At 71.2% G+C, this 26506-nt stretch carries 27 protein-coding genes; 16 read left to right on the top strand and 11 right to left on the bottom strand.

Annotation, left to right across the window (positions count from 1 at the left end):
- Positions 1-18: 18 nt before the first annotated feature.
- The 3 genes from ACE1OC_RS18325 to ACE1OC_RS18315 all read left to right on the top strand — a co-directional run bounded on the left by ACE1OC_RS18325 (position 19) and on the right by ACE1OC_RS18315 (position 2276).
- The gene (locus ACE1OC_RS18325) at positions 19-618 is read left to right on the top strand and encodes a PadR family transcriptional regulator (RefSeq protein ID WP_382974811.1); all 600 of its coding nucleotides are present in this window, start codon (positions 19-21) and stop codon (positions 616-618) included.
- Between the two features lie 111 nt (positions 619-729).
- Entirely contained in the window at positions 730-1482 is a 753-nt protein-coding gene (locus tag ACE1OC_RS18320) for a MerR family transcriptional regulator (protein ID WP_407837897.1), read from the top strand.
- Positions 1483-1568: 86 nt separating this feature from the next.
- The gene (locus ACE1OC_RS18315) at positions 1569-2276 is read left to right on the top strand and encodes a DedA family protein (RefSeq protein WP_407837896.1); all 708 of its coding nucleotides are present in this window, start codon (positions 1569-1571) and stop codon (positions 2274-2276) included.
- Between the two features lie 86 nt (positions 2277-2362).
- Here ACE1OC_RS18315 and ACE1OC_RS18310 read toward each other — a convergent pair whose 3' ends face one another.
- Both ACE1OC_RS18310 and ACE1OC_RS18305 read right to left on the bottom strand, forming a co-directional pair.
- On the bottom strand, positions 2363-4093 hold the full coding sequence (locus ACE1OC_RS18310; RefSeq protein ID WP_407837895.1) for a threonine/serine ThrE exporter family protein: 1731 nt from the start codon (positions 4091-4093) through the stop codon (positions 2363-2365).
- Positions 4094-4234: 141 nt separating this feature from the next.
- Entirely contained in the window at positions 4235-4729 is a 495-nt protein-coding gene (locus tag ACE1OC_RS18305; protein ID WP_266960167.1) for an inorganic diphosphatase, read from the bottom strand.
- A 132-nt stretch (positions 4730-4861) separates the two neighbouring features.
- On the opposite strand from ACE1OC_RS18305, the gene dacB reads away from it, so the two are divergent.
- The 7 genes from dacB (at position 4862) to ACE1OC_RS18270 (ending at position 13532) form a co-directional block, all read left to right on the top strand.
- Positions 4862-6352, top strand: a complete 1491-nt coding sequence (dacB, locus tag ACE1OC_RS18300; protein ID WP_407837894.1) for a D-alanyl-D-alanine carboxypeptidase/D-alanyl-D-alanine-endopeptidase — start codon at positions 4862-4864, stop codon at positions 6350-6352.
- A gap of 57 nt (positions 6353-6409) precedes the next feature.
- Complete coding sequence (locus ACE1OC_RS18295) at positions 6410-7561, top strand: zinc-dependent metalloprotease (RefSeq protein WP_274548878.1); 1152 nt, start codon at positions 6410-6412, stop codon at positions 7559-7561.
- A gap of 232 nt (positions 7562-7793) precedes the next feature.
- The gene (gene tilS / locus ACE1OC_RS18290) at positions 7794-8918 is read left to right on the top strand and encodes a tRNA lysidine(34) synthetase TilS (protein WP_407837893.1); all 1125 of its coding nucleotides are present in this window, start codon (positions 7794-7796) and stop codon (positions 8916-8918) included.
- A 65-nt stretch (positions 8919-8983) separates the two neighbouring features.
- Positions 8984-9544, top strand: a complete 561-nt coding sequence (hpt, locus tag ACE1OC_RS18285; RefSeq protein WP_243339812.1) for a hypoxanthine phosphoribosyltransferase — start codon at positions 8984-8986, stop codon at positions 9542-9544.
- A gap of 182 nt (positions 9545-9726) precedes the next feature.
- Positions 9727-11760 carry an ATP-dependent zinc metalloprotease FtsH gene (gene ftsH / locus ACE1OC_RS18280; RefSeq protein ID WP_266956206.1) on the top strand — a complete coding sequence of 678 codons (2034 nt, stop codon included), beginning with the start codon at positions 9727-9729 and terminating at the stop codon, positions 11758-11760.
- A 109-nt stretch (positions 11761-11869) separates the two neighbouring features.
- Entirely contained in the window at positions 11870-12478 is a 609-nt protein-coding gene (gene folE, locus ACE1OC_RS18275) for a GTP cyclohydrolase I FolE (RefSeq protein WP_407837892.1), read from the top strand.
- 223 nt (positions 12479-12701) lie between these two features.
- Positions 12702-13532, top strand: a complete 831-nt coding sequence (locus tag ACE1OC_RS18270; protein WP_407837891.1) for a hypothetical protein — start codon at positions 12702-12704, stop codon at positions 13530-13532.
- Here ACE1OC_RS18270 and ACE1OC_RS18265 read toward each other — a convergent pair.
- The 6 genes from ACE1OC_RS18265 to ACE1OC_RS18240 all read right to left on the bottom strand — a co-directional run bounded on the left by ACE1OC_RS18265 (position 13529) and on the right by ACE1OC_RS18240 (position 18440).
- Positions 13529-14017, bottom strand: coding sequence for a DUF3180 domain-containing protein (locus ACE1OC_RS18265; protein ID WP_407837890.1), 489 nt, complete (start codon positions 14015-14017; stop codon positions 13529-13531). The genes ACE1OC_RS18270 and ACE1OC_RS18265 overlap by 4 nt on opposite strands.
- Before the next feature lie 94 nt (positions 14018-14111).
- Complete coding sequence (gene folK, locus ACE1OC_RS18260) at positions 14112-14708, bottom strand: 2-amino-4-hydroxy-6-hydroxymethyldihydropteridine diphosphokinase (RefSeq protein WP_407841598.1); 597 nt, start codon at positions 14706-14708, stop codon at positions 14112-14114.
- Between the two features lie 8 nt (positions 14709-14716).
- A complete protein-coding gene (gene folB / locus ACE1OC_RS18255; protein ID WP_030010912.1) occupies positions 14717-15076 on the bottom strand; it encodes a dihydroneopterin aldolase in 360 nt (119 codons plus the stop codon).
- 141 nt (positions 15077-15217) lie between these two features.
- Entirely contained in the window at positions 15218-15661 is a 444-nt protein-coding gene (locus ACE1OC_RS18250; RefSeq protein ID WP_407837889.1) for a nuclear transport factor 2 family protein, read from the bottom strand.
- A complete protein-coding gene (folP, locus tag ACE1OC_RS18245; protein ID WP_407837888.1) occupies positions 15658-16563 on the bottom strand; it encodes a dihydropteroate synthase in 906 nt (301 codons plus the stop codon). Before folP ends, ACE1OC_RS18250 begins: the two co-directional genes overlap by 4 nt.
- A 26-nt stretch (positions 16564-16589) precedes the next feature.
- Positions 16590-18440, bottom strand: a complete 1851-nt coding sequence (locus ACE1OC_RS18240; protein ID WP_407837887.1) for a phosphatidylglycerol lysyltransferase domain-containing protein — start codon at positions 18438-18440, stop codon at positions 16590-16592.
- Positions 18441-18594: 154 nt separating this feature from the next.
- On the opposite strand from ACE1OC_RS18240, the gene ACE1OC_RS18235 reads away from it, so the two are divergent.
- Positions 18595-19701, top strand: a complete 1107-nt coding sequence (locus tag ACE1OC_RS18235) for an alpha/beta hydrolase (protein ID WP_407837886.1) — start codon at positions 18595-18597, stop codon at positions 19699-19701.
- 54 nt (positions 19702-19755) lie between these two features.
- Here ACE1OC_RS18235 and ACE1OC_RS18230 read toward each other — a convergent pair whose 3' ends face one another.
- A complete protein-coding gene (locus tag ACE1OC_RS18230; RefSeq protein ID WP_407837885.1) occupies positions 19756-20727 on the bottom strand; it encodes an ABC transporter ATP-binding protein in 972 nt (323 codons plus the stop codon).
- Between the two features lie 132 nt (positions 20728-20859).
- Between ACE1OC_RS18230 and ACE1OC_RS18225 the strand changes: the two genes are divergently transcribed.
- The 5 genes from ACE1OC_RS18225 (at position 20860) to ACE1OC_RS18205 (ending at position 25270) form a co-directional block, all read left to right on the top strand.
- The gene (locus ACE1OC_RS18225; protein ID WP_407837884.1) at positions 20860-21594 is read left to right on the top strand and encodes an ABC transporter permease; all 735 of its coding nucleotides are present in this window, start codon (positions 20860-20862) and stop codon (positions 21592-21594) included.
- Positions 21594-22259 (top strand): ABC transporter permease, encoded by a 666-nt coding sequence (locus tag ACE1OC_RS18220; RefSeq protein WP_407837883.1) that lies wholly within the window; start codon positions 21594-21596, stop codon positions 22257-22259. Before ACE1OC_RS18225 ends, ACE1OC_RS18220 begins: the two co-directional genes overlap by 1 nt.
- A 50-nt stretch (positions 22260-22309) precedes the next feature.
- Positions 22310-23302, top strand: a complete 993-nt coding sequence (locus ACE1OC_RS18215) for an ABC transporter substrate-binding protein (RefSeq protein WP_407837882.1) — start codon at positions 22310-22312, stop codon at positions 23300-23302.
- A 97-nt stretch (positions 23303-23399) separates the two neighbouring features.
- Positions 23400-24578, top strand: a complete 1179-nt coding sequence (locus ACE1OC_RS18210) for a hypothetical protein (RefSeq protein WP_407837881.1) — start codon at positions 23400-23402, stop codon at positions 24576-24578.
- A gap of 137 nt (positions 24579-24715) precedes the next feature.
- Positions 24716-25270, top strand: coding sequence for a hypothetical protein (locus tag ACE1OC_RS18205; protein ID WP_407837880.1), 555 nt, complete (start codon positions 24716-24718; stop codon positions 25268-25270).
- Positions 25271-25286: 16 nt separating this feature from the next.
- Here the strand turns inward: ACE1OC_RS18205 and ACE1OC_RS18200 are convergent, their stop codons facing one another.
- Positions 25287-25502, bottom strand: coding sequence for a hypothetical protein (locus ACE1OC_RS18200; RefSeq protein WP_399384229.1), 216 nt, complete (start codon positions 25500-25502; stop codon positions 25287-25289).
- Between the two features lie 52 nt (positions 25503-25554).
- Positions 25555-26475, bottom strand: a complete 921-nt coding sequence (locus ACE1OC_RS18195; RefSeq protein WP_407837879.1) for an arylamine N-acetyltransferase family protein — start codon at positions 26473-26475, stop codon at positions 25555-25557.
- Positions 26476-26506 lie beyond the last annotated feature (31 nt).

Raw genomic sequence — 26506 nt, 5'->3', positions numbered from 1 at the left:
GGTCAGTAGCCTGGCCCCATGTCAGCGATCCGCCTCCTCGTCCTCGGCGCAGTCCGCCAGCACGGGCGGGCCCACGGCTACCAGGTCCGGGCCGATCTGGAGTTCTGGGGCGCCCACGAGTGGTCGAACACCAAACCCGGGTCGATCTACCACGCGCTCAAGCAGATGGCGAAGCAGGGCGTCCTGCTGGCCCACGAGGTGGCCCCGTCCGCGGCGGGCGGCCCGCCGCGGACCGAGTACGAGCTGACGGAGGCGGGCCGCGCGGAGTACTTCAAGCTGCTCCGCGAGGCGCTGTCCTCCGCCGACCAGAAGGCCGACGTCCTCGCCTCGGCCCTCGGCTTCATGGTCGACCTGCCCCGCGCCGAGGCCCTGGCCCTGCTCCGCGAGCGCCTGGGCCGGCTGGCCGCCTGGCGCTCCGCCGTCACGGACCACTACGTCCCCGAGGAGGGCCCCGAGCCGCTGGGCCACATCGGCGAGATCATGCACCGCTGGATCCACTCGGCGGACGCCGAGGCGGACTGGACCCGGGGCCTGGTCGCCCGCATCGAGGGCGGCGCCTACTCCTTCGCCGACGACCCGGGCGACGCCTTCGCGGGGGTCCTCGCCCCGTCCCCCTGAGCCCGTCCACCCTGAGATCCGCCTCCCGAGCCCTGCCCCGCTCGCGGGCTTGCACCTCACGCGACGTGAGGGACCAGGCTGGACGCGTACCCGAGAAGAGGAGCGGAAGCGATGGGCTACTCCGTGGGCCAGGTCGCCGGATTCGCCGGAGTGACGGTGCGCACGCTGCACCACTACGACGAGATCGGGCTGCTCTCCCCGAGCGGCCGCAGCGGGGCGGGACACCGGCGGTACGACGACGCCGACCTCGACCGGCTGCAGCGGATCCTGTTCTACCGGGAGCTCGGCTTTCCGCTCGAAGAGGTCGCGGTCCTGCTGGACGACCCGGAATCGGATCCGAGGGAGCACCTGCGCCGGCAGCACGCCCTCCTGTCCGAGCGGATCGCCCGGCTCCAGCAGATGGCCGCGGCCGTCGAGCACGCCATGGAGGCGAAGAAGATGGGCATCAACCTCACCCCCGAGGAGAAGTTCGAGGTGTTCGGGGACTTCGATCCCGAAGAGCACGCCGAGGAGGCCGAGCGCCGCTGGGGCGACACGTCCCGGGAGTCCGCCCGCCGGACCGCCCCGTACACCAAGGAGGACTGGCTGCGGATCCAGGCCCTGGCCGAGGACATCAACCGGCGGTTCGCCGCCCTGCTGGACTCCGGGACGCCCGCGGAGTCCGAGGAGGCCATGGACCTGGCCGAGGAGCACCGCGGCTGGATCAACGGCAGCTACTACTTCTGCACGTACGAGATCCACACCGGCCTCGGCGAGATGTACGTGGCGGACGAGCGGTTCACGGCGTACTACGAGGCCGTGCGGCCCGGACTGGCGGTCTTCGTGCGCGACGCGATCCTGGCCAACGCCGTCCGCAAGGTCTAGCCGCCGTTCCCTGGAACCAGGGGGGTGTGGTGTGCGTTCATAATTGGACGGACACCCCCCACCTGATCCAGGAGAGCCCGGAACCCGTGAATACGCTTGCGCTCGGCCCCGAGTGGATCTCCCCGGAGTATCTGATCGGGCAATTCGGCCTGGTCGGCACCCTGGTCATCGTGTTCGCCGAATCGGGGCTCTTCGCCTTCCTGCCCGGCGACTCCCTGCTCTTCACGATGGGCCTGTTCGTCGCGAGCGGCACCGTCAGCCAGCCGCTGTGGCTGGTGTGCACCCTGATCGTGATCGCCGCGATCCTCGGTGACCAGGTCGGATACATGATCGGCAAGGTCTTCGGCCCGAAGATCTTCAACAAGCCGAACTCCAAGCTCTTCAAGCGCGAGAACCTCGACGCGGCGCACGAGTTCATGGAGAAGCATGGCCCCAAGGCCATCGTGCTCGCGCGGTTCGTGCCGATCATCCGCACGTTCGCGCCGATGGTCGCGGGCGCGACCGCGATGAAGTACCGCACCTTCCTGACGTTCAACATCATCGGCGGCGTCCTGTGGGGCGCGGGCGTCACGATCCTGGGCTACCAGCTCGGCCAGTTCGAGGTCATCAAGAACAACGTCGAGCCGATCTTCATCGGCATCGTCCTGATCTCCGTCATCCCGGTGATCTTCGAGGTGCTCAAGTCCCGCAAGCAGAAGAAGGCGGCGGCGGAGGCCGGCGGCACGGAGCCCGGCGCCGGCGAGGACCCGCAGGCCCCCGGCCAGCAGCGCAGCGGCCGCCACGCGAAGCGCTAGCGGCTGCTCGAAGCCCCGTACGATGCCCCGCCGACCGGCGATCCCGGTCGGCGGGGCATCGGCGTATCCGGGGGGCGTGAACCGCGCTAGAACCCGCGGGTGCGCTTCGCCGCGCCGCGCTTGGCCGCACTGGCCGCGCCGGGGATGCGCATGAACAGGCGGGAGGTCTCGGAGCCGAGGTTGACGCCGATCGCGATGGCGAGGGCGATGGCCGCGGCGTTCGTCAGCGAGCCCAGCCCCTCGTTCAGCCGGTCCTCGGCGATGAGCAGGAGCCCGTAGTACGTGGCCGAGCCGGGCAGCAGCGGGCCGATGGCGGCCGTGACGAAGGGGAGGGCCGAGGAGAACCGGTGCCGGGCGAGGAGCTGCCCGAAGAGGCCGACGAGCCCGGCGGCGATCGCGGTGGACGGCACCGGCGGCATCTTGGCGGCGTAGTGCAGGGCCCCGTAGATCACCCAGGCGATCCCGCCGTTCAGCGTCACGAACCACACGGTGGAACGTTCCTGCTGGAGCAGGATCGCGAACGTGAACACCAGAACCATCGAGGCCACGATCTGGAGCAGCGGCCGCTGCTCGATCTGGAGGACGTCCTCCGGCTGCGGATTGGAGCCGAACTGGACGCCGACGAAGAGCACCACCAGCACGCCCATGATGATGCCGATGAAGAGGTACATCACCTCCAGCAGTCGGGCGGAGGCGGTGATGTAGTAGCCGGTCAGACCGTCCTGCACGGCTGCGACCAGGGCCCGCCCCGGCAGCAGCGCGAACAGCCCGCCCGTGATCACGGCGGAGGAGCGCACGTCGAGGTCGGTCATCTTCAGGGCCACGCCCATCGCGGCCGGCGGCATCGCCGCGACCACGAACTGGTAGAACTCCGGCAGCCCGCGCCCGGCGCACAGCCAGGCCAGCCGGTCGCCGAGCACCGCCCCGAGTGCGGCTGCGAAGAACACCAGCACACCACCGCCGACCAGCGTGGAGGCCGCGCCGGCGAGCAGGCCGGCCGCGGCGGTGAGCACCCAGCCGGGGTACGGGTGCCGGTTGCGGCGGATCTCGGCGAGCCGCCGGTAGGCGTCCTCCAGCGAGATCTCGACCTCGTGCGCGGTGATGTCGTTGACGAGCCTGAACACGGCCGAGAGCCGGGTGTAGTCCGTGCCGCGGCGGCGCACGGTGCGGTTCGCCGACACCGGATCGTCCACCAGGGAGGGCTGGTGGGTGATCGACAGCAGGGTGAAGGTGACGGTGGGCTCGCAGCGGTCCAGGCCGTAGCTGCGGGCCACGGCGAACATCGCGGCCTCGACGTCCTCGGCGCCCTCGCCGCCCGAGAGCAGCAGCTCGCCGATGCGCAGCGTCAGGTCGAGCACGCGCCCCACGGCGGGCCCGGTCTCCACGGCCAGCCGCTGCGAGGGCTCCGGCACCGGCCGGACGTCGACCGGCATGCGCAGTACCGTGCGCATCCGGTCCTGCCAGGGGGACTCCTTCATCCGGGTGACGGGGAAGCCCGGAGTGCCGGTGTAGGCCGGCGGGGAGTGGGCGGCGCTGTAGGTGTGCGGCGGGGCGAACGCGGACGCCGGGCCGTCGGGGTCCGCGGGCACCGACGCGAGCCCGTCGGGGACGGCGAACTCCGACGTCGGCTGGTCCTCCTCGGCCGCCTCGGGCTCCACCCCGACCCCGTCCGGCACGGAGAACGCGCTGCGCGCCTCGTCCGACTTCGGCTTCCGGTCCTCGGTCCCGGATCCTTCGCCTTCCGCCACGCGTCCTCCAGTCCCCGACCCAGCCCGTATCAGTATGCGGAACACCTTGATCCGCGGCGAAAGCGGCATCGGCCGGTCCGACCCCGGACACGACGGCCCCGGACACGATGCCCCGGACATGACGGCGGGCGGCACCCCCGAAGGGGTACCGCCCGCGGTGTCACGAGGGCCGACGGGACGTCCCGCCCGCCCGACTCACCGAGCCGGAGCTCAGTGCTGGCCGCCCTGGGCCTCGAGGCGCTTGTACGAGGCCTCGATCTCGGCCTCGGCCTCGGTGCGGCCGACCCAGTTCGCGCCCTCGACCGACTTGCCCGGCTCCAGGTCCTTGTAGACCTCGAAGAAGTGCTGGATCTCCAGGCGGTCGAACTCGGACACGTGGTGGATGTCGCGCAGGTGCTCCACACGCGGGTCGGACGCCGGCACGCACAGCAGCTTGGCGTCGCCGCCCGCCTCGTCCGTCATGTTGAACATGCCGATCGCGCGGCACTTGATCAGGCAGCCCGGGAAGGTCGGCTCGTCAAGGATGACCAGCGCGTCCAGCGGGTCGCCGTCCTCGCCGAGGGTGTTCTCGACGAAGCCGTAGTCGGCCGGGTAGCTGGTCGAGGTGAAGAGGCGACGGTCCAGGCGGATCCGGCCGGTCTCGTGGTCCACCTCGTACTTGTTCCGCGAACCCTTGGGGATCTCGATGGTGACGTCGAACTCCACGTCCTGCTCCTCCATGATCAGCTTCATTGCTTCGGGGATGCGCCGTTCACCTGCGTGCGCGGCCTACCCGGCCCTGCCGGGTGGGGTGCCATGCTCGCGGCAAGACGCAATGGTTAAGTGTCCCTCACGCATATGTGTGATCGCGAAAGGGGCTGGTCCGAGGTGCCATTGGTCAAGACCTGGCAGCTCATCGCGGTGTCGGCCGTTGCCGGCCTCGCCCTGTCGGCCGCGACGGTGGCCGCCGCGGGTCCCTGGGACTCCGGCCAGCGTAAGGCCGAGCGGGACAAGGCCGCCTCTTGGGGCCGTACGGGTGGCGCAGATCACGGTGGCGGCACCGCTGCCGCGCTGCCGCAGGCGGCCCCCAGCGCCCCCGGCGTGCTCGTCGGCGTCCGCCTCGCAGGAGACGGCTCGGGTTCCGGCTCGGGCACGGGCGACCAGGCCGGAGCCGTGGACTCCGGGGCCCTCGCCGCCGCCCTGCGGCCGCTGCTCGCCGACCCCGCCCTCGGAACCGCCCGCGGCGCTTCCGTGATCGACACCGCCACCGGGAAGGTCCTCTTCGAAGCCGGGGCCCGGGACGCCATGACCCCCGCCTCCACCGTCAAGATCGCCACCGCGGCGGCCTCCCTCGCGGCCCTCGGTCCCGAGCACCGGATCCGCACCACCGTCACCCCCGGCGCCGGGCCCGGCCAGATCATCCTGGTCGGCGGCGGCGACCCCTCGCTCACCGCCAAGAAGAAGGCCCCGGCCGGCTCCGGCGGCAGCCTCGTCGCCCTCGCCGCGGACACCGCCCAGGCCCTCAAGGCCGCCGGCACCGACTCCGTGGCCCTCGGCTACGACGACTCGCTCTACACCGGCCCCGTCCTCCATCCGATCGGCGAGAACCCCAACCTCGCGCCCGTCACGGCCCTGACCGCCGACGAAGGACGCCCCGACGAGTCCTTCTCCGGCCCCGTCAAGCGCAGCCAGGACCCCTCCCGCGACACCGCCCGCGCCTTCGCCGCCCTGCTCAAGGAACGCGGGGTCAAGGTCACCGGCGAGCCCGCCAGGGCCAAGGCCGCCACCGGGGCCGTCCCGCTCGCCGCCACCCTCTCGCCGCCGCTCGCCGGGCTCGTCGAGCGGATGCTGACCCACAGCGACAACGACATCGCCGAAGCCCTCGCCCGTCAGACCGCCCTCGCCTCCGGAGCACCCGCGAGCTTCGACGGCGTCGCCCAGGCCACCGGCGCGAAACTCGCCGCCCTCGGCGTCGACACCGCCGGCTCCCGCTTCGCCGACGGCAGCGGCCTCAACCGCGCCGACAAGGTCAGCGCCGGCCTGCTCACCGCCCTCCTCGCCAAGGCCGCCGACCCGCAGCGGCCCGAACTGCGACCCGTCCTCACCGGACTGCCCGTCGCCGGATTCACCGGCACCCTGCGCACCCGCAACTCCGGCGAGTCCCCGGCGGCAGGCCTGCTGCGGGCCAAGACGGGAACCCTGAGCGGCGTGAACTCCCTCGCCGGCACCGTCGTCGACCCCACCGGCCGACTGCTCGCCTTCGCGTTCCTGACCGCGAACACCCCGGATCCCGGCCCCGCGGAGAAGGGCCTCGACAAGCTCGCGGCAGCCGTGGCCAAGGCTTCCTGAGGATCCCGCCCGCCCTTGGGGATCCCGCCCGCGCGCAGGTCCACGTACGGTTGACGCATGACGAGCTTCGGTGGTGCGGAGATGGTCGACTGGAACCTCGCGGTGGCGACCGCGACCAGGCTCGTGCGGCCCGGTCCGGAGGTGAGCCGGGACGAGGCGCGGGCCGTCGTCGCGGAGCTGCGCAGGCACGCCAAGACCTCCGAACGGCACGTGCGCGAGTTCACGCGGATGATGCCCGAAGGCATGACCCCGGCCGACACGCCCGTCCTCGTCGTGGACCGGGCCGGCTGGGTCAAGGCCAACGTGGCGGGCTTCCGCGAGCTCCTGTCGCCCCTCCTCGGCAAGATGCAGGACCGCCGCGCCGGCACCCCCGGCGGCGCCGTGCTCGGCGCGGTCGGCGGCAAGGTCACCGGCGTCGAGCTGGGCATGCTGCTCAGCTTCCTGGCCTCCCGCGTGCTCGGCCAGTACGAGACCTTCGCGCCCGCGGGACTCGACCTCCCGGGCTCCGCCACCGGCGGCCGGCTGCTGCTCGTCGCGCCGAACATCGTCCACGTGGAACGGGAGCTGGAGGTGGACCCGCACGACTTCCGGCTCTGGGTCTGCCTGCACGAGGAGACGCACCGTACCCAGTTCACGGCCGTCCCGTGGCTCCGCGAACACCTGGAGGGCGAAATCCAGACGTTCCTCGGAGCCACCGAAATGGACCCGATGACCGTGCTGGAGCGCCTGCGCGAGGCCGCCCAGTCCTTCGCCGGAGCCCGCCCCGACGCGGAACGCGGGGACGAGGGCCGCTCCCTCGTCGAGCTCGTCCAGACCCCCGAGCAGCGCGAGGTGCTGGCCCGGCTCACCGCCGTCATGTCCCTCCTGGAGGGCCACGCCGACTTCGTCATGGACGGGGTCGGCCCCGAGGTCGTGCCCTCGGTCGCCGAGATCCGCGAGAAGTTCCAGCAGCGCAGGGCCAGCGGCGCCGGCCGGCTCGACGCCGCCCTGCGCAAGCTCCTCGGCCTCGACGCCAAGCTGCGCCAGTACCGCGACGGGGAACGCTTCGTGCGCGCCGTCGTCGGCCAGGTCGGCATGGACGGCTTCAACCGGGTCTGGACCTCCCCGAACACCCTGCCGACCAAGTCCGAGATCGCCAGGCCCGCGGACTGGGTTGCCCGCGTCCACCGCAAGGGGAGCGAGCAGAGCGAGGCGAGCGAAGAGGTGTGACCCAAGAGGCGTGAAGATGTCCCTCTGGGGGAAGCAGCGTCACCCGTCCGAGGGACCGTGGGGCGTGGAAGGGCGTGCGATGCTCGGAGAACGGCTCGGCTCTGTCACCATCGACGCACTCTGAGTGACAACCCCCACTCGCGGGGGAGCCGGGCAGCACACCGGCACACCACCTCCCGCAACGCCTCCCAGCGCCTCCGAGGCATCCGAACTCCACCGAAGGGCACCGGACATGGGTCCCCATCCTGCGGTCGCGGCGATACGCCTGGCGGTCCGCCGCGTACTCCACGACGTCCTCACCGACCTCACCGAACAGGGCTGCCGTCCCGCTCCCGCCCCCGCACCCCGGGTCGGCCGCCCCGGCCGCACCGTCGGCTCCTCGGCCGGTGCCGCCCCGCACGACCCCCTCCCCGACACCGCTCCGCTCGTCCTCGTCGCCTGCTCCGGCGGCGCGGACTCCATGGCGCTCGCCTCCGCCCTCGCCTTCGAGGCCCCCAAACTCGGAATCCGGGCCGGCGGCATCACCGTCGACCACGGCCTCCAGGACGGCTCCGCCCTGCGCGCCGCCGAGGTCGTCTCCCGCATGACCGCGCTGCGCCTCGACCCCGTCGAGTCCGTCGCCGTGCGCGTCGGCCGCGACGGAGGCCCCGAAGCCGCCGCCCGCGACGCCCGCTACGCGGCCCTGGACGAGGCCGCCGACCGGCTGGGCGCCGTCGCCGTGCTGCTCGGCCACACCCGCGACGACCAAGCCGAAACCGTCCTGCTGGGCCTCGCCCGCGGTTCCGGCATCCGCTCGCTCTCCGGCATGGCGGAAGTCTCCGGAGGCCCCGGAGACCCCGGCGCCCGGGGCCGCAACCACCGCTACCGCCGGCCCTTCCTCCAGGTCGACCGGCAGACCGCCCGCAAGGCCTGCATGGTCCAGTCCCTGTCGGTCTGGGACGACCCGCACAACCTCGACCCCGCCTACACCCGCTCCCGGCTGCGCCACGAGGGATTGCCCGCCCTGGAGAAGGCGCTCGGCAAGGGGGTCGTGGAGGCGCTCGCCCGCACCGCCCAGCTCTCCCGCGACGACGCCGACGCCCTGGACGCCTGGGCCGCCGAGGCCGAGAGCGGCGTACGCGACGAAGACGGCCGCCTGGAGTGCGCCAAGCTGTACGCGCTTCCCCCCGCGGTCCGCCGCCGCGTACTGCGCCGGGCGGTCGTCGCCGCCGGTTCCCCCGCCGGCTCCCTCTTCGCCCGCCACATCGAGGAAGTCGACCGGCTCATCACCGGATGGCGCGGTCAGGGAGCCATCAACCTGCCCGGCCGGGTGGAGGCCCAGCGGCAGGGTGGCAGACTGGTCATCCGGCAGGGCTGATTGGTGCTGAAACACGGCTGAGTCCTCCGGGGTCACCCCCGGAGCCCCAGCCGACAACGAAAGTGATGCGGGTGGACGAGAAGGACATGGGCAACGACCTCCAGTCGGTGCTCATCACCAAGGAAGAGATCGACGCGAAGCTGGCCGAGCTGGCCGCGAAGATCGACGCGGAGTACGCGGGCAAGGACCTGCTCATCGTCGGCGTCCTCAAGGGCGCGGTGATGGTGATGGCGGACCTGGCGCGCGCCTTGTCCACCCCGCTCACCATGGACTGGATGGCGGTGTCCTCGTACGGCGCCGGAACCCAGTCCTCGGGCGTGGTGCGGATCCTCAAGGACCTGGACACCGACATCAAGGACAAGCACGTCCTGATCGTCGAGGACATCATCGACTCGGGCCTGACCCTGTCGTGGCTGCTGTCGAACCTCGGCTCCCGCCAGCCGGCCTCCCTGGAGGTCGTCACGCTGCTGCGCAAGCCCGACGCCGCCAAGGTCGCGATCGACGTGAAGTGGGTCGGCTTCGACATCCCGAACGAGTTCGTCGTCGGCTACGGCCTCGACTACGCGGAGAAGTACCGCAACCTGCCGTTCGTCGGCACCCTCGCTCCCCACGTCTACGGCGGCTGATCCAGCGCCCGACAGGGGAACCCTGGAGCGTTTCCCGCCGTTGGAGCATGGAAAGGCGGGTCTGTCAGCCGTCCCATGAGGCCGCGGGTGACAATGCAGGGGTACATTCCGAAGAACAGTCTTTACTCACAGCAGCATTTACCTACGGGCAGGAGGGACGGGGTGCCTAGCGCCCCGTATGGATGGACGTGAAGCGATACTTCCGTGGGCCGGTTATGTGGATCGTGCTGGCCGTCCTCGCCGTGGTCGTGTTGATGAACGTCGTCGGCTCCGGCGGCGGCTACAAGTCGGTGGAGACCAGCGAGGTCATCAAGGCGATCAACAGTGGCCAGGTGGACAGCGCCAAGCTCACCACCGGTGACAGCCAGATGATCAAGATCGAGCTGAAGAAGGACCAGAAGCTCGGCGACAACGACGGCACCAAGTTCCAGGCCAACTACATCGGGGACCAGGGCGTACAGCTCGCCCAGAACCTCCAGACCAAGTACGAAGCCGGTCAGATCCCTGACGGATACTCCGTCACGCCGGACAAGACCAGCCCGTTCCTGAGCGTGCTGCTCTCGCTGCTGCCGTTCGTCCTCATCGTCGTGGTCTTCCTGTTCCTGATGAACCAGATGCAGGGCGGCGGCTCCCGAGTCATGAACTTCGGGAAGTCCAAGGCCAAGCTCATCACCAAGGACACCCCGAAGACGACGTTCGCCGATGTCGCGGGCTCCGACGAGGCCGTCGAGGAACTCCACGAGATCAAGGAGTTCCTCCAGGAGCCGGCGAAGTTCCAGGCCGTCGGCGCCAAGATCCCCAAGGGCGTGCTGCTCTACGGCCCGCCCGGCACCGGAAAGACCCTGCTCGCGCGTGCCGTCGCGGGCGAGGCCGGTGTCCCCTTCTACTCGATCTCCGGTTCCGACTTCGTCGAGATGTTCGTCGGTGTCGGTGCCTCGCGTGTCCGTGACCTGTTCGAACAGGCCAAGGCCAACGCCCCGGCGATCGTCTTCGTCGACGAGATCGACGCCGTCGGCCGGCACCGCGGTGCGGGCCTCGGCGGCGGTCACGACGAGCGCGAGCAGACCCTCAACCAGCTGCTCGTCGAGATGGACGGCTTCGACGTGAAGGGCGGGGTCATCCTGATCGCCGCCACGAACCGTCCCGACATCCTCGACCCGGCCCTCCTGCGCCCCGGCCGCTTCGACCGCCAGATCGCGGTCGACCGTCCGGACATGCAGGGCCGTCTGGAGATCCTCAAGGTCCACCAGAAGGGCAAGCCGGTCGCCCCGGACGTGGACCTGGGCGCCGTCGCCCGCCGTACGCCCGGCTTCACGGGTGCCGATCTCGCCAACGTCCTGAACGAGGCCGCGCTGCTCACGGCCCGCTCGGACCAGAAGCTGATCGACAACCACGCGCTGGACGAGGCGATCGACCGCGTCGTGGCGGGTCCGCAGAAGCGGACCCGGATCATGTCGGACCGGGAAAAGAAGATCACCGCGTACCACGAGGGCGGACACGCCCTGGTCGCGGCGGCTTCCCCGAACTCCGACCCGGTCCACAAGATCACGATCCTGTCCCGCGGCCGGGCCCTGGGCTACACCATGGTCCTGCCCGACGAGGACAAGTACTCGACCACGCGCAACGAGATGCTCGACCAGCTGGCGTACATGCTGGGCGGGCGCGCGGCCGAGGAGCTGGTCTTCCACGACCCGACCACGGGCGCCGCGAACGACATCGAGAAGGCCACGGCAACGGCCCGCGCGATGGTCACCCAGTACGGCATGACCGAGCGTCTCGGCGCGATCAAGTTCGGTGGCGACAACACCGAGCCGTTCCTGGGCCGCGAGATGTCGCACCCGAGGGACTACTCGGAGGAGGTTGCCGCGCTGGTCGACGAAGAGGTCAAGAAGCTCATCGAGACCGCGCACAACGAGGCCTGGGAGATCCTGGTCGAGAACCGCGACGTCCTCGACAACCTGGTCCTCGCCCTCCTGGAGAAGGAGACGCTCAACAAGGAGCAGATCGCCGAGGTCTTCTCGACGATCGTGAAGCGCCCGGCCCGCCCGGCGTGGACCGGCTCCTCGCACCGCACGCCGTCCACCCGTCCGCCGGTGCTCTCTCCCAAGGAGCTCCAGCTGACGAACGCGGCGAACGGCACGTCGGCGGCTTCCGCGACCGCCGTGTCGGTGGAGAAGACCCCGGAGCCCTCCCCGGAGGAGCGCCCGGAGGCCTGACCCTCCCGGAATGGATGCCGCGCCCCCCAGGTTCTAGCCTGGGGGGCGCGGCACTTTCATCTGGTCATACTTGTTTGGCCGCGACTGCACAGACAGGAACGAGGAAAACATGACCGACCCAGTGACCCTGACCGGTGGCGAGGGCACGATCGGCGAGTTCGACGAGAAGCGCGCCGAGGCGGCGGTCCGCGAGCTCCTGTTCGCGGTCGGCGAGGACCCGGACCGCGAGGGGCTCATGGAGACCCCGGGTCGCGTGGCACGGGCGTACAGGGAGATTCTGGCTGGTCTGTGGCAGAAGCCCGAGGACGTGCTGACAACGGTGTTCGACCTGGGACACGACGAGCTGGTCCTGGTAAAGGACATCGAAATCGTATCTTTGTGCGAGCACCATTTGCTGCCGTTCCACGGTGTCGCTCACGTCGGCTACATTCCGGCGGAGAACGGCAAGATCACGGGCCTGTCGAAGCTGGCCCGGCTCGTGGATGTCTACGCTCGCCGCCCGCAGGTGCAGGAACGTCTCACGACGCAGATAGCCGACTCGCTGATGGAGATCCTCGATGCGCGCGGCGCCATCGTGGTGGTCGAAGCCGAGCACATGTGCATGTCGGTCCGCGGCATCCGCAAGCCAGGAGCCAAGACCACCACATCCGCGGTCCGCGGTCAGCTCCGTGCCACGGCCACACGAGCCGAGGCGATGAGTCTGATCCTGGCACGCTAGCCGGATTGTCAGTGCTGTCCGCTACGGTCCCCCTCCACGACTTTGTGGAGGGGGACCGATGCATTGGGGCCTACCAAGCAGGCAGACGGTCAATGCAGTGGGCGGACGCCTTCGAGCATGTGATGTTCGACTGGGAACCCGGTTATGGACGCTCCGGGACGGACGCACCGAGCAGACAGAGGTCGTCGACGTGGTCGTGGCGCAAACGCGTGCCCTCGTCGACGTGAGCACGGACCACGCGACCTTCGCCGTGACCCCGGACCAGCTTCTCCGGACGCCCGACGGTTGGACGCACGCACGTGATGCCGCGGGGACGGTGGTGGCCTGGGCTCACGCGCGCAAGCTGCGCCGGGAACGGCTTTCGATCCAGCCGGGATACCGACTCGGCTACCTGATCGGGGCGACGTGCTCGGACGGCACGGTAGGTAAGAACTACGTCTCCCTGGTGGTCAACGACGAGGCGTTCGCCGCGAAGTACGCGCGATCATTGACCAGCGCCACGGGCCTTCCCGCGCAGCTGGAAGCCGTGACAAGGCCTTCCGGCTACCTCGGGCGGGACGTACCCGGCTTTCGGGTCCGTGTCGTCTCCTCGTACCTCGCCGACCTCATGCGGCAGTACATGGGCGGTGACGCCCACCACATGCGCCAGAGCTTCCCCCGGGTGGTACTCAGGGATGAGGAGACCTTCGGTGGATTCCTCGACGGCTACGAGGACGGCGACGGGTACAGGATCACTCGATGGCCGGCGAGGGTCTTCGTCAGCTCGAACGTGCCGTTTCTCGCCGATATTGCGGAGATCATCGGTGCACGGTTCACGCCACGCACCGATGGCTTGTCATCGCACCTCGTGGTCGCGGACAGCTGGCCGAAGCGCGGTACGTTCCGGGCGGAAGAGCACGACGTCGAGCTCGATGAGTCGGCCTGGGTCGAGGTCGGCGCGGTCACGCAACGGGCGCCGAGCACCAAGCCGTCCACGCTGTACGGCTTCCGGCTGACCCCTCACCCGGACTTCCTGGTGAACGGGCATCTTGTCAGGATGCCTTGGGAGGCCTAGGTGGCGGTGGCGGTGGCCTTGCCGGGGTCCTCGTCGTCCGGGAGTTTCAGGACGTGTTCCAGGAAGAGGGCCGCTGCGATGACCGCCGCGCCCGCCAGGACCGAGAAGCCGGCGTACCAGGTCTGGTCGCGGCGGGCGGGGACGTCCATCGCGGTGGTGAGCAGGAAGACGCCGACGCCGCCGTAGGCGCCCGCGACCAGGGCCGCCACCAGGGCGCTGGCCTGGCCGAAGACGACCGCGCGGGCCGCCATGAGCGGCTCCACGCCCTTGGCGCCGGGTACGCGCTCGCGCTGGGCCTTCAGGCGGGAGCGCAGTGACAGGGCCGTCGCCAGCAGCACCACGGCGATGGCGCCGAGCACGATGGGCGCGGCCACCGGGACGCCGGGGAGCGTGCCGTACGCGTTCCACAGCCGGGCTCCGGCCCAGGACAGCACCGCGGCGATCGCGAAAATGCCCGCCAGGACCGCCGGCCTCAGTTGCTTCACGTGCGCCTCTCCCGCCATTCCCGCAGCGCCCGCTGTCCGTGCGTGCGTACCCGGTGATCCTAAGTGGTCGACGGACCCGCCCCGCGGGCGCGGCTCACTCGGGGAGGCGCAGTTCCAGGTCCTCGCGCCGGGTGAGCCCGGCGAGGCCGACCGCGGCCAGGAGCGCGGCGACGGGCCCCTGGCCCGGGATCTGCGCCTCGGGGTCGATGTCGTTCCAGGGGGCCAGCACGAAGGCGCGCTGGTGGGCGCGCGGGTGCGGGAGGGTGAGGACGGGATCGCCGGAGACCACGTCGGCGTAGGTGATGATGTCGACGTCGATCGTGCGGGGCCCCCAGCGCTCCTCGCGGACGCGGTCGAAGGCTTCCTCGATGGCGTGGCCGCGCTCCAGCAGGGAGCTGGGGGGCAGCGTGGTCTTCACCGAGATGACGGCGTTGAGGTACGAGGGCTGCGAGCCCGCGTCCACCCCCCACGGCTCCGTCTCGTAGACGGGGGAGACGGCCTTGACCCGAAGGCCCGGGGTGTCCCCGAGGGCGTCGATGGCGCCCTGGAGGGTCTCCAGGCGGTTGCCCAGGTTCGCGCCCAGCGCGACGACGGCCCACTTGGGGTTGGACAGGGTGACGTCTGCCGCGTCGACGGCTTCGACCACGGAGGCGGGTACCGGCTGGACGGTGGGGTCGCTCTGGGCGTTCATTCCGTTGTTCACGCGCGGCTCCGTGTGATCGTGATGGTCACGTCGTCGAAGGGGACGGTGATCGGCGCGTCCGGTTTGTGGACGACGACCTCCACCTGGGCGACCGCTTCGTGCTTGAGGCACTGCTGGGCGATCCGCTCGGCGAGGGTCTCGATCAGGTCCACGGGCTCGCCCTGGACCACGTCGACGACTTCTTCCGCGACTACCCCGTAGTGCACCGTCTTAGCCAGGTCGTCGCCCGCCGCCGCGGGGCGGGTGTCGAGGTGGAGCACCAGGTCGACGATGAAGGTCTGGCCTTCTTCGCGTTCCCGGGGGAAGACGCCATGGTGCCCGCGAGCCTTGAGGCCGCGCAGCGCGACACGATCCACGCGAATCACTCCTGCTTTTCGTAGGTGCTTCCGGTCCGGGACTCCCCGGATCCATGGCCGGAGCCGAGTGCGGTCGGCGTCGTCCATCTTCGAATTTACCTGCGAAATACCTCGGACCCCGACAGCCCCCCGACCAAGGGGCTAGGAGGACTCCTCCTCGTCGTCCTCGTCGGAGTCGGTGAGGACGGGAGAACCGTGGTGCGACCAGAGGAGCCAGCCCTCCGGTGTGCGTCGGAACACATTCGTCGCGACGACGAGCTGGCCGACGAGCGGGCCCAGTTCCCCGCCGTCCTCGGCGGGTCCGCCGCTGAGGATGTTCTCGGTACAGGTCACCAGGGCGGTGTCGCCCATGACGGTGACCTTGGTGTCGGTCAGGAAGAACTGGATGTACTCGGTGTGCGACATGATCAGGGCGTAGGAGCGCAGCACTTCGCCGCGTCCGGACAGCACCGGCCAGCCCGGGTGCACGCAGGAGATCTCGTCTTCGAGCCAGAGCGCCGACAGCGCGTCGAAGTCCCCCCGCTCCATGGCCTCGTAGAAGGCCGTGTTGACCTCTTCGACGGATTCGATGTCGGTACGGCTCACCGTGCCCCTTCCTCGTTGCTACGGGTCGTACGCAGTGCCCCTTCCACGGCACGGGCCACCCGAACCGCGTCGGCGCTCGCCCGTACCTCGTGGACGCGTACGGCCCAGGCGCCCCGGGCGGCGGCGATGGCGGTGACGGCGGCGGTGGCGGCGTCGCGTTCGCGGGCGGGCGGCGGGGAGGCGTCGTCGGCGCCGGCCAGCACCCGGCCGAGGAAACGCTTCCGCGAGGCGGCCACCAGCAGCGGGAAGCCCAGCGCGCGCAGCTCGGAGAGGTGGGCGACCAGGGCGAGGTCGTGCTCGGCGTTCTTGGCGAAGCCCAGGCCCGGGTCGACCAGGAGCCGTTCGGGGGCGATGCCGCCGGTGACGACGGCGTCGATGCGGGTCCGGAGTTCGGCGGTGACCTCGGCGAGGACGTCCTCGTAGACGGCGAGGCGGTTCATGCCGTCGCTGAAGCCGCGCCAGTGCATGACGACGAAGGGCACCTCGGCGGCGGCGACGGCCGGGATCATCTCCGGGTCGGCGAGGCCGCCGCTGACGTCGTTGACGAGCGTGGCGCCGGCGGCGACGGCCTGCGCGGCCACGGAGGCGCGCATGGTGTCGACGGAGACGACGACGCCTTCGGAGGCGAGGCCGCGGACGACGGGGACGACCCGGCGCAGCTCTTCCTCCTCGTCGACGCGGGAGGCGCCGGGGCGGGTGGACTCGCCGCCGACGTCCACGAGGTCGGCGCCCTGGGCGACGAGGTCGAGCCCGCGCTTGACGGCGGCGGTGGTGTCGAACCAGCGGCCGCCGTCGGAGAAGGAGTCGGGGGTGACGTTGACGACGCCCATGACCGCGCAGCGGTCCCAGTCGGGGAGGCCTGTCACCAGGCCCCTGGGGGCGGGACCGCTGTTCGTGTTCATGGTTCCCAGGGTAGGGCCCGAGCCCTTCAGGCGGCCCGGACCTCGCGCTCCGCCTGGGCGGGGACGGTCTGCACGTGGTGGTGGGCGCAGGTGCGGACCGGCTTGGGACGCCGGCGGCCGGCGAACAGGCGGGGCAGGGCGAGCGTGACGAAGCCCTCGGCCTGCATCGCGGCGAAGCCGATGCGGGGCAGGTCCCGGGTGGTGCGGAAGACCACGAAGCGGGGCTCCCAGCGGGGGCGGAACTTCGCGTTGAACTTGTACAGCGACTCGATCTGGAACCAGCGCGAGAGGAACACCAGCAGGCTGCGCCACATCCGCAGGACCGGGCCGGCGCCGATCTTCTCGCCGCGGGCCAGGGCCGAGCGGAACATCGCGAAGTTCAGGGAGACCTTCTCGATGCCGAGCGCCGGGGCGGCCTCCAGGGAGGCGACGATCAGCAGTTCGTTCATGCCGGGGTCGGCGGCGCGGTCGCGGCGCATCAGCTCCAGCGACATGCCGTCCTTGCCCCAGGGGACGAAGTGCAGGACGGCCTTGAGGTCGCCGAAGGGGGAGGTGTCGCCCTCCTCGACGCGGTGTGCGGTGGCGATGTAGCAGTCGCCGTCGCCGGGGTCGCCGACGCGGCCCAGCGCCATGGAGAAGCCGCGTTCGGTGTCGGTGCCGCGCCAGGCCTCGGCAGCGCCGCGCACCTGCTCCAGCTCGGTGTCGGTCAGCTCGCTGACCCGGCGGACCTTGGTGGTGTAGCCGTTGCGCTCGATGCGCTTCACCATCTGGCGGACGTTGCGCATCGCCCGCCCGGAGAGGGAGAAGTCTTTGACGTCGACGATCGCCTCGTCCCCGAGCTCCAGGGCGTCGAGGCCGGTCTCGCGGGTCCAGACCTCGCCGCCGGTCTCGCTGCAGCCCATGACGGCGGGGGTCCAGGAGTGGGTCTTGGCCTCCTCCATGAACCGTTCGATGGCGCCGGGCCAGGCCTCGACGTCGCCGACCGGGTCGCCGGAGGCGAGCATCACGCCGGAGACGACGCGGTAGGTGACGGCGGCCTTGCCACTGGGGGAGAAGACGACGGCCTTGTCGCGGCGGAGCGCGAAGTGCCCCAGCGAGTCGCGGCCGCCGTGCCGGGCGAGCAGCTCGCGGAGCTTGACCTCGTCGTCGGCGGTGAGCCGGGCGGCCGGGTGCTCGGGGCGGAAGGCCAGGTAGATGGTGGTGACGGCGGTCAGCATGCCGAGGGCGCCCAGCGAGTAGCCGACGGTCCAGGACACCCGGCCGGCGTAGTCGACGGGGCCCTCGAAGCCGAAGAGCCCGTAGACGACGTGGCTGATCTGTTCATAAACACCCGGATTGCCTACAACGCGGCCGGGGTGCGAGTTGACGATGACCAGACCGAGGCCGATGGAGCCCGCGCTCATCAGCACGAAGTTGGCGAGCGCCTTCCAGCGGCTGCGCGGGTCGGGCAGCGCCTTGAATTCACTCTGATGGCGCAGCAGGAGGGCCAGCAGCACCGCCGCGATGACCACGCCGATGACCGAGTGGCGGTACGTGAACTGCGCGACGGCGCCGGCCGGCAGCAGCACCACGGCCGCCCGCCAGGCGCGGCGCTTGCGGCGCTTGAGCCCGTGGGCGAGCAGCAGGAGCAGGACGCCGGCGCTGATGGCCAGGGCGGCGGCGAAGGGGCCGACGGAGCCGGGCAGCACCTCGGTGACCGCGTGGATGCGGCTGTGCCGGAAGCGCGGGAAGACTCCTGCGGCGATGTCCAGCAGGCCGACGACCGTGACGGCGGTGCCCACGACTCCGGGGACGGACTCCGGTCGGGGGCCTCGGAGGATTCGGCTGACAGGCTTCGGAACCTGTCCCGACTTATCGCCATCTATCCTGCTAGACATCGCTTCCCGTTGCTCCGCGAGAGATCATGTGGCCGAAGGCCGCTGGGGCCCTTCGCTGGGTGGTGCGTCCACTAGGACGACATCGAGGGGGAGCGGGTTCACTCTTCCGTCGAGAAAAAAACTAGTCCTGCCATAGAAAGTCGACTGACTGCTCATGGGTCTCACCAGTAATACGGTTCTGGCGCTGGCCATCCTCGCCGGTGTGCTGCTGTTCGCGGCCACGGTCTGGTTCTGGCCGAAGCTCTCGGGCCGCTCCTGGCGCTCGGTCCTCGGCCGGATCGGCCTCCTCCTGGCGACGCAGGTGGCGTTGTTCGCCGCGATCGGTCTCGCCGCGAACAAGTCGTTCCTCTTCTACGGCTCCTGGGCCGACCTCTTCGGGCAGGAGACGTCGATCGGCAAGGTCGTCGACCACTCGATGAGCAGCGACGACATCAAGGTGATCGACAAGCAGCACCTCGACGTGCCCGGCGGCGCCAAGCCGCCCGTCGGCGGGCAGATCCTGAAAGTGTCCATAACCGGCGAGAAGTCGAAGATAACGACGACCGGCTTCGTGTGGCTGCCGCCGGAGTACTTCCAGCCGCAGCACAAGGAGCAGAACTTTCCGGCCTCCGTCGTCCTGACGGGTTACCCGGGCATGGCGGAGAACCTGGTCAAAGGGCTGGACTACCCGATGACGGCCTTCAGGCAGGCCAAGACGGGCAAGATGAAGCCGATGATCCTGGTCATGCTCCGTCCGACCCCCGGTTCGCGCGACACCGAGTGCGTGGACATACCCGGTGGCCCGCAGACCGAGACCTTCTACGGCCAGGACCTCCCGCAGGCCATCCAGAACACCTTCCGGGTCGGCAAGAAGCCCGAGAACATGGGCTTCATCGGGAACTCCACCGGTGGTTACTGCGCCCTGAAGATCGGCGCGCACTACCCGCAGACCTTCGGCGCCGCCGCGGGGCTGTCCGCGTACTACGAGGCCGCGGACGACCCGACGACCGGTGACCTCTTCCACGGGGACGAGAAGCTGAAGGCGCGCGCGAACGTGCTGGAGGCCATCAAGGCGAAGCAGCCGACCGGTACGTCCTTCCTCGTCACCAGCAGCGAGAAGGGCGAGCCGAACCTCGCCGGCACGAAGAAGTTCATCAAGCTGGTCAAGGGCCCGGACCGGGTCTCCTCGATCATCCTCGACAGCGGCGGCCACAACTTCAACACCTGGCGCCGCGAGATCCCGCCGATGCTGGTGTGGATGAGCGGCAGGATCCAGGCGTAGCGAGTCGGGATCCAGGCGTAGCGGGACGGGATCCGGGCGGGACGAGCGGGGGGCTCAGGCCTCCTGCAGCCGGGCCCGGCGCAGCGCCCGGTGCACCCCTTCCGGGGTGAGTACGCCGACCAGCGCGCCGGAGTCGGGATCCGTGACCCCGATCCGGCCCGAATCCTCCTGGAGCAGCAGCGCGAGCGCCTCGCGCAGACTGGCCCCCAGCGCCACTTCGGCGGTGGGGGCCTTTCCGTCGGCGGGGGCGAGGTCGGCCAGGTCGGCCTGCGCCACGGCGGTGACCGCGAGCCGCTTCAGCCCGCGGTCGGCGCCGACGAAACCGGCCACGTAGTCGGTCGCCGGGGCGCCCAGCACCTGCGCCGGGCGGGCGAACTGCTCGATGGTGCCCGCTCCGTAGACCGCGATGCGGTCCCCGAGCCGGACGGCCTCCTCCAGGTCGTGGGTGACCAGCAGGATCGTTTTGCGCACGGTCCGCTGGAGCGCCAGGAACTCGTTCTGCAGCCGCTCGCGCACCACCGGGTCCACCGCGCCGAACGGCTCGTCCATCAGCAGCACCGGCGGGTCGGCGGCGAGCGCCCGGGCCACGCCGACGCGCTGGCGCTGGCCGCCGGAGAGCTGCTCCGGGTAGCGGCCCCCGTAGACGGCCGGGTCCAGCCCGACCAGGTCGAGGAGTTCCGCGGCCCGCGCGCGGGCCTTGGCCTTCGGGGTGCCGATGAGCTGCGGCACGGTCGCCGTGTTCTCCAGCACCGTCTTGTGCGGGAACAGCCCGACCTGCTGGATGACGTAGCCGATGCGCCGCCGCAGTTCGACCGGGTCGGCGGCGGCGATGTCCTCGCCGTTCAGCAGGATCCGGCCGGAGGTCGGCTCGATGAGCCGGTTGACCATCTTCATGGTGGTCGTTTTTCCGCAGCCGGACGGGCCCACCAGGGTGACCAGTTCTCCCTCGGCGACCTCGAAGGACAGGTCGGCGACGGCCGTGGTCCCGTCGGGGTAGCGCTTGGTCACTTGCTCGAATCGGATCACCCGACCATCTTTCCTTACCCGCGGGGTCCGTTTGTGAAGGGCGTGTTGCCCGCGTGCGAAGGATTTCGGCCATCGTCCGCGCCGGGGGTTAGGGTCGCTCCTACGTACGGTCGGTGACGGGGGGTGAGGGTGATGGCCGGGCAGAGCTGCCTGGTGGCGAACGACTGGATCTGCTGGGAGTACGTCACCTCCCGCTCCCAGGAGCTCACCGACGCCACCCTCGAACACGTCTGGATCACGGGCGTGTCGGTGCTGATCGGCATCGCCGTGTCCGTCCCGCTCGCCCTGCTGGCCCGCCGCGGCCGCCACTGGGCGGCGCCCGTCCTGGGCATCACCACGCTGCTCTACACGGTCCCCTCGCTCGCCATGTTCTCCCTGCTGCTGCCGGTCTTCGGACTCTCGGCGGCGCTGGTGGTGACCGGGCTGGTGCTGTATTCGCTGACCATCCTCGTGCGCAACGTGCTGGCCGGTCTCGAAGCCGTGCCCGAGGACGTACGGGAAGCCGCGCGCGGGATGGGGTACGGCCCGGGCCGGCTGCTGTGGCAGGTCGAGCTGCCGCTGGCGCTGCCCGCCCTGCTGGCCGGCGTACGGATCGCGACCGTCTCCACGGTGGCGCTGACGACCGTGGGCTCCATCGTGGGCAAGGGCGGCCTCGGCAATCTCATCGCACCCGCCGTGAACAGCTCCTTCAAGGCCCAGGTGCTCACCGCCTCGGTGCTGTGCGTGCTCCTCGCGCTCGTGGCGGACCTGGCCCTGCTCGGCCTCCAGCGGCTGCTGACGCCCTGGACCCGCGCGACCCGGGGGAGCCGCCCGACCCGGGCCGAGCGCGCCGCGCGCACCGCCGACGTCAGCGGGGGAGCGGTCTGATGGGAGTGCTGGGACAGGCCTGGGACTGGCTGGCCGACGGGGCCAACTGGTCCGGGGAGAGCGGGGTCTGGCACCGGCTCGGCGAGCACGTGTACGTCAGCGGGATCGCCCTGGCCCTGGCCTGCGCGGTGGCCCTCCCGGTCGGACTGTGGCTGGGCCACCTCGGCAAGGGCGGCGGCCTCGCCGTCAACGTCTCCAACATCGGGCGGGCCGTACCGGTCTTCGCGGTGCTGGCGCTGTTCATGGTCTCCCCGCTGCGCAACGCCGGGTACGTGCCCACCATCGCCGCGCTGGTCCTCTTCGCCATCCCTCCGCTACTGACCAACGCCTACGTCGGCATGCGCGAGGTCGACCGCTCGGTGGTGGAGGCCGCGCGGGGCATGGGCATGTCCGGCCGCCAGCTGTTCTGGCGGGTGGAACTGCCGCTCGCGCGCGGCCTGGTGATGACGGGACTGCGCTCGGGAGCCGTCCAGGTCATCGCCACGGCCACCATCGCCGCCATGGTCGGCCAGGGCGGCCTCGGCCGGATCATCACCGCCGGCTTCAACACGTACAACACCCCGCAGGTCGTCGCGGGCGCCCTGCTGGTCGCCGCGCTGGCCCTGCTCGTGGAGGGCGCGCTGGTGGCGGCCGACCGGCTGCTGCCGGGCGCGGCCACCCGCTGAGCGGGCCCCGACACTTCTTTTCTTTCGCCCACCCCTTGAAGGAGATTCAGATGAGCAAGTCCACGCGCGCCCTCGGCGCGGCCCTGGGCGCCGTCGCCCTGACCGCCTCGCTCGCCGCGTGCGGCGGCGACAGCCTGGAGAAGACCAACGGCGGGGGCTCCTCGGCCGCCGCCTCCGGGTCCTCCGAGGGCGGCAAGGGCGGCAAGCTGGTGATCGGCGCCGCCGGCTTCACCGAGTCCAACGTGCTGGCCGAGCTGTACGCGCAGGTCCTCAAGGACGCCGGCTACGACACGTCGATCACCACGGTCAACAACCGCGAGCTGTACGAACCCTCGCTGGAGAAGGGCGAGATCGACGTCGTCCCGGAGTACGCGGCGACCCTCGCGGAGTTCCTCAACGCCAAGGTGAACGGTTCCAAGGCGCCGACGGAGAAGCCCGTCGCGTCGAGCGATGTGACGGCGACGGTGGCGGCCCTGGAGAAGCTGGCGGGCCCGCTGGGTCTGAAGGCGCTGCCCGCGGGCTCGGCGGTCGACCAGAACGCCTTCGCGGTGAGCAAGGAATTCGCCGCGAAGAACAATCTCAAGACCCTTTCCGATCTGGGCAAGTCCGGTCTGAAGGTGAAGATCGCGGCCGGTGACGAATGCGCGGTGCGGCCCTTCTGCGCACCCGGATTGAAGACGACATACGGAATCGATGTTTCCGGTATCGATCCCAAGGGCGTCGGAACCCCGCAGGCCAAGCAGGCGGTCAAGGACGGCGCCGACCAGCTCGTCCTCACCACCACCACGGACGCCACCCTCGACAGCTTCGGGCTGGTCCTGCTGGAGGACGACAAGAAGCTCCAGAACGCCGACAACGTGCTCCCGGTCGTCAACTCCAAGGACGCCGGCGCCCCCGAGATCGCGGCTGCCCTCGACAAGATCACCAAGGCGCTCACCACGGCCGACCTGGTCGAGCTGAACCGCAAGGTCGACGCCGAGCGCGCCAAGCCGGCAGATGTCGCGAAGGCCTATCTGGAGTCCAAGGGGCTGCTGAAGAAGTAGGAGTTGCGCCTTTCGCGCGGCACGTGCGGTAACTGCTCGGAAACAGATTCCCGGGCGGCTACCCCACACCCTGTCCACGCCCTGTAAATTTCTGGCCATGCCCCGTGGACGCCACCGCAATCCCGAACCTCTTCACCGGCTGCTCACGCCGACGGCCGTCGCCGGTGTGTCCGTTGCCGGCGCCGGCGCCGCCTGGCTGCTCGCGGAACCGATGGCGCTGCGCCTGCTCGTGGCGCTCACCGCGGCCGCCGGGCTGGCCGGCGCCGTCGTCATGCGCTCGTGGGACCTGGCGGCCGGCCGCCGGGTCACCGAGCTCGGGCGCGAGCGGGTCAAGGACGAGTGGCGCACGGACGAGCGGATAGCCGAGCTCGAATCCGACCTCGAAGAGGCCCGGGTGCTGCGCGCCAAGCTCGATGCCAAACTGCGCGCCAAGCGGGTCGAACTCGCGGGCCTGCGCGGGGAGCACGCGTCGCTGCTGCGCCGGTACGCCACCGCCGAGACCGAGCGGGCGAGCGCCCTGGAGGGGCGCCGGCTGCTGGCCATCGAGGCCGCGGCCCCGGCCGCTCCCGCCGCCCCGGGTCCCAAGGAACTTCCCGCCGTCTCCGAGGAGCGCACCAGCGCCGGCGCGGCCACCTCGGTGGGCTTCGCCCGCGCCCACGCCGCCCTGGTGGCGCTGGCCGACAAGACTGCCGCGCAGGCCAGGGCCGCCGAGCAGGCCAAGGCCGCGGCGTCCGCCCCGACCGGCCCTGCCGCCCTGCCCGCGGCCCCCGCCGCTCCCGCGCTCCCCGCCGGCCAGGCCGCTCCGGCCGGTCAGGCGGCGCCCGCCGGTCAGGCGGCGCCCGCCGGTCAGGCGGTGCCCGCCTCCCCGGCGAAGCCCGCCGAGCTGGAGGCGCACGCCCGCCCCGCGCTCACCGGCCCGGTCCCCGCGGGCCCGGCGGCAGCCGTCCCCGCGCGCCGTCTCGCGGCCGCGGTGGCCCCGTACGCCGCTCAGCGCCGGCCGGCCTCGCGCGTCGAGGGCGGCTTCGACTTCTTCGGTACGAAGACCGCGGCGCAGGCCCGCGCGGTCATCGAGTCCGTGCAGAACGAGGACCTCGCCGACGTCGTCGGCGCGGAGGCCCTCGCCGTCCACAAGGCGGAGTCCGCCCAGGACGGTGCGGAGCCGGAGTTCAAGCCGGCCACCGCCGAGACCCGCGCCGTGGGCCAGGTCATCGACCTGACCGCCCACGACGAGACCGAGCCGATCGACGTGGTCCAGCTGCGCACCGCGATCTCCTAGCCCGCCGCAGTAACCGCAGGACCCGCGGTGATGCGGGGAGCGTGGCCGCGATGTCCTCGGTCCCGCGGTTCCCGTCGAACAGGCTTTCCACAGTCTGTGCATAAGCCGGGGCGGTCGACCATCCGGGGGGATGCGACGTGGAAGAAGCCCACACCGGGGCCGTGGACGAGGCGGCCGTACGGGGGCGGCGCATCCGCCGTTCCGTGATCTTCGGGTCCTGTGCCACGGGCGGGCTGTTCGCCGTGAAGATCTCGGTCGCGGCGTTCGCCGCCGCGTTCTCCTGGGAGGTCACGGCGCTGCTCGCCGCCGTGTTCGGGGCGGGCGGGGCGTGGGCCGGTGCCCGGCTGGGACGGGTGGACGGGGTCCGTGAGGTGGCGCTGGAGCCCGGGGAGACCGTGCTGAGTGCCTTCGCCGTCCGGCCGCTCCTGTGGGAGGGCCGCCCCACCGGGCACTACGACACCGAACGCTTCGAGCTGCGGGTGACCACCCGGGGGCTCCAGCTCTGGGAACAGGCCGAGCAGCTCTGGAACCACCCCTGGGGGTCCCTGCGCCTGACGGCCGACCAGGACGTGGTCCTCGTCCACCACGAGGAGCGGCTGATCGCGGAATTGCTGGTGGACACCCTGGACGGTTCGCCGGACGGGCTGATCCTCGCCGCGGAGAGGATGCGGGCCCGCGCGCGCCATCGGTGACGGGATCCGCGGGCGGCTAGAACAGCGGGAGTTGACCCGGGAGCGGGGACAGGGCGAAGCCGTCCAGGGTGGGGGCGGAGGCGCCGAGGGTCACGCGGGCGCGGGAGCCGGGGCAGGAGACGAGGTCCCCGCGGCCCCGCCCGGCGGGCGGGTCGTGGCGGGCGATCCGGCCGGCGGTGACGGCGCAGTCGCGGCCGCAGGAGGGGCAGGCCCGGCGGGGTGAGAGGGACATCCCCCAAGTCTGCCCTGCCCCACGGACATCGGCCCGCCCGGCCGCCCCGGGGTCAGCCCTCTCCGGCGGTCTCGGGGGCGGCCTCGCGGGCGGCCGCCCAACTCTCATGGGCCCGGCTCACCCGGGTCCACAGGGCCGTGCGGTCCGTCGGGCTCAGGTCGTCGAGCGCGCGGCCGAAGACGCCCTCCAGCGCGGCGTAGAACTCCTCCGGGCCGTCGAGCACCCGCTCCGTGTTCCCCTTCACCGGGTCGATCCGGCTCAGCACCCGTCCGCGCAGGGCGTCGATGCCGTCGGCGTCGCGCCGCAGGGCCGCGAAGGTCCGTACGAAACCGGAGTCCGCGGAGGTCGACAGCCGGACGTGCTCGGCCTCGAAGCCGGCCGCTCCCGCCGTCCCGGCGGGCTCCGCGCGGAAGTTCACGAGCGGGGCGGAGCTGCCCGGGTGGCGGTAGAGCCAGCCCGTTCCGGGCAGCCGCTCCAGGGAGTAGGAGAAGGAGCCCTGGCGGTACGGGCCTTCGCGCAGCGGCAGCGGCTCGTACGGGCCGTCTCCGAGCCCGGCGTCCACGTAGAACGCGGTCCCGGTGCCCGGCACGCGGACGGTGAGCGCCAGGTGGTCTCCGCTCACGCCCCGCAGGGCGTCTTCGGACTGGGACTCCTTGTACACGCCGCCCACGTGGCGGGTGACCTCGTAGCCGAGGTGGTCCAGGAGCGCGGCGAGGGCCCCGTTGAGGTGGAAGCAGTAGCCGCCGCGTCCGGCGGCGAAGCGGCGTGCCGACAGCTCGGGGTCGATGCCGGGGGCGCGGCCGAGCTGGATGTCGACGTTCTCGTACGGGACGCGCTCCAGGTGCGCCCGCTGGAGGGCGAACAGCCCCTCGACGGAGGGAGCACCGGGCTCCTCGATGCCGAGCCGCCGCAGGTAGGCGGCGTATATGGCGTCCTTGCCGGAGTGCGGGCCTGCTGCTGTGCCGGAGGTCATGGGGGCAGCCTAGGCGGAGGGTAGGACAGCG

This window comes from Streptomyces stoeckheimensis (assembly GCF_045822005.1).
Classification (GTDB): domain Bacteria; phylum Actinomycetota; class Actinomycetes; order Streptomycetales; family Streptomycetaceae; genus Streptomyces; species Streptomyces stoeckheimensis.
Note: the sequence above shows the minus strand (reverse complement) of the source record. Positions and strands in the feature narration are given on the sequence as shown.

Excerpts from the sequence above, each read along its gene's own strand:
- ACE1OC_RS18325 (WP_382974811.1), top strand. The coding sequence starts at position 19 with ATGTCAGCGATCCGCCTCCTCGTCCTCGGCGCAGTCCGCCAGCACGGG.
- ACE1OC_RS18320 (WP_407837897.1), top strand. The coding sequence starts at position 730 with ATGGGCTACTCCGTGGGCCAGGTCGCCGGATTCGCCGGAGTGACGGTG.
- ACE1OC_RS18310 (WP_407837895.1), bottom strand. The coding sequence starts at position 4,093 with ATGCCGCTTTCGCCGCGGATCAAGGTGTTCCGCATACTGATACGGGCT.
- dacB (WP_407837894.1), top strand. The coding sequence starts at position 4,862 with ATGTGTGATCGCGAAAGGGGCTGGTCCGAGGTGCCATTGGTCAAGACC.
- ACE1OC_RS18295 (WP_274548878.1), top strand. The coding sequence starts at position 6,410 with ATGACGAGCTTCGGTGGTGCGGAGATGGTCGACTGGAACCTCGCGGTG.
- tilS (WP_407837893.1), top strand. The coding sequence starts at position 7,794 with ATGGGTCCCCATCCTGCGGTCGCGGCGATACGCCTGGCGGTCCGCCGC.
- hpt (WP_243339812.1), top strand. The coding sequence starts at position 8,984 with ATGCGGGTGGACGAGAAGGACATGGGCAACGACCTCCAGTCGGTGCTC.
- ftsH (WP_266956206.1), top strand. The coding sequence starts at position 9,727 with ATGGACGTGAAGCGATACTTCCGTGGGCCGGTTATGTGGATCGTGCTG.
- folE (WP_407837892.1), top strand. The coding sequence starts at position 11,870 with ATGACCGACCCAGTGACCCTGACCGGTGGCGAGGGCACGATCGGCGAG.
- folK (WP_407841598.1), bottom strand. The coding sequence starts at position 14,708 with ATGAACGCCCAGAGCGACCCCACCGTCCAGCCGGTACCCGCCTCCGTG.
- folP (WP_407837888.1), bottom strand. The coding sequence starts at position 16,563 with ATGAACACGAACAGCGGTCCCGCCCCCAGGGGCCTGGTGACAGGCCTC.
- ACE1OC_RS18240 (WP_407837887.1), bottom strand. The coding sequence starts at position 18,440 with ATGTCTAGCAGGATAGATGGCGATAAGTCGGGACAGGTTCCGAAGCCT.
- ACE1OC_RS18235 (WP_407837886.1), top strand. The coding sequence starts at position 18,595 with ATGGGTCTCACCAGTAATACGGTTCTGGCGCTGGCCATCCTCGCCGGT.
- ACE1OC_RS18225 (WP_407837884.1), top strand. The coding sequence starts at position 20,860 with ATGGCCGGGCAGAGCTGCCTGGTGGCGAACGACTGGATCTGCTGGGAG.
- ACE1OC_RS18220 (WP_407837883.1), top strand. The coding sequence starts at position 21,594 with ATGGGAGTGCTGGGACAGGCCTGGGACTGGCTGGCCGACGGGGCCAAC.
- ACE1OC_RS18215 (WP_407837882.1), top strand. The coding sequence starts at position 22,310 with ATGAGCAAGTCCACGCGCGCCCTCGGCGCGGCCCTGGGCGCCGTCGCC.
- ACE1OC_RS18210 (WP_407837881.1), top strand. The coding sequence starts at position 23,400 with ATGCCCCGTGGACGCCACCGCAATCCCGAACCTCTTCACCGGCTGCTC.
- ACE1OC_RS18200 (WP_399384229.1), bottom strand. The coding sequence starts at position 25,502 with ATGTCCCTCTCACCCCGCCGGGCCTGCCCCTCCTGCGGCCGCGACTGC.
- ACE1OC_RS18195 (WP_407837879.1), bottom strand. The coding sequence starts at position 26,475 with ATGACCTCCGGCACAGCAGCAGGCCCGCACTCCGGCAAGGACGCCATA.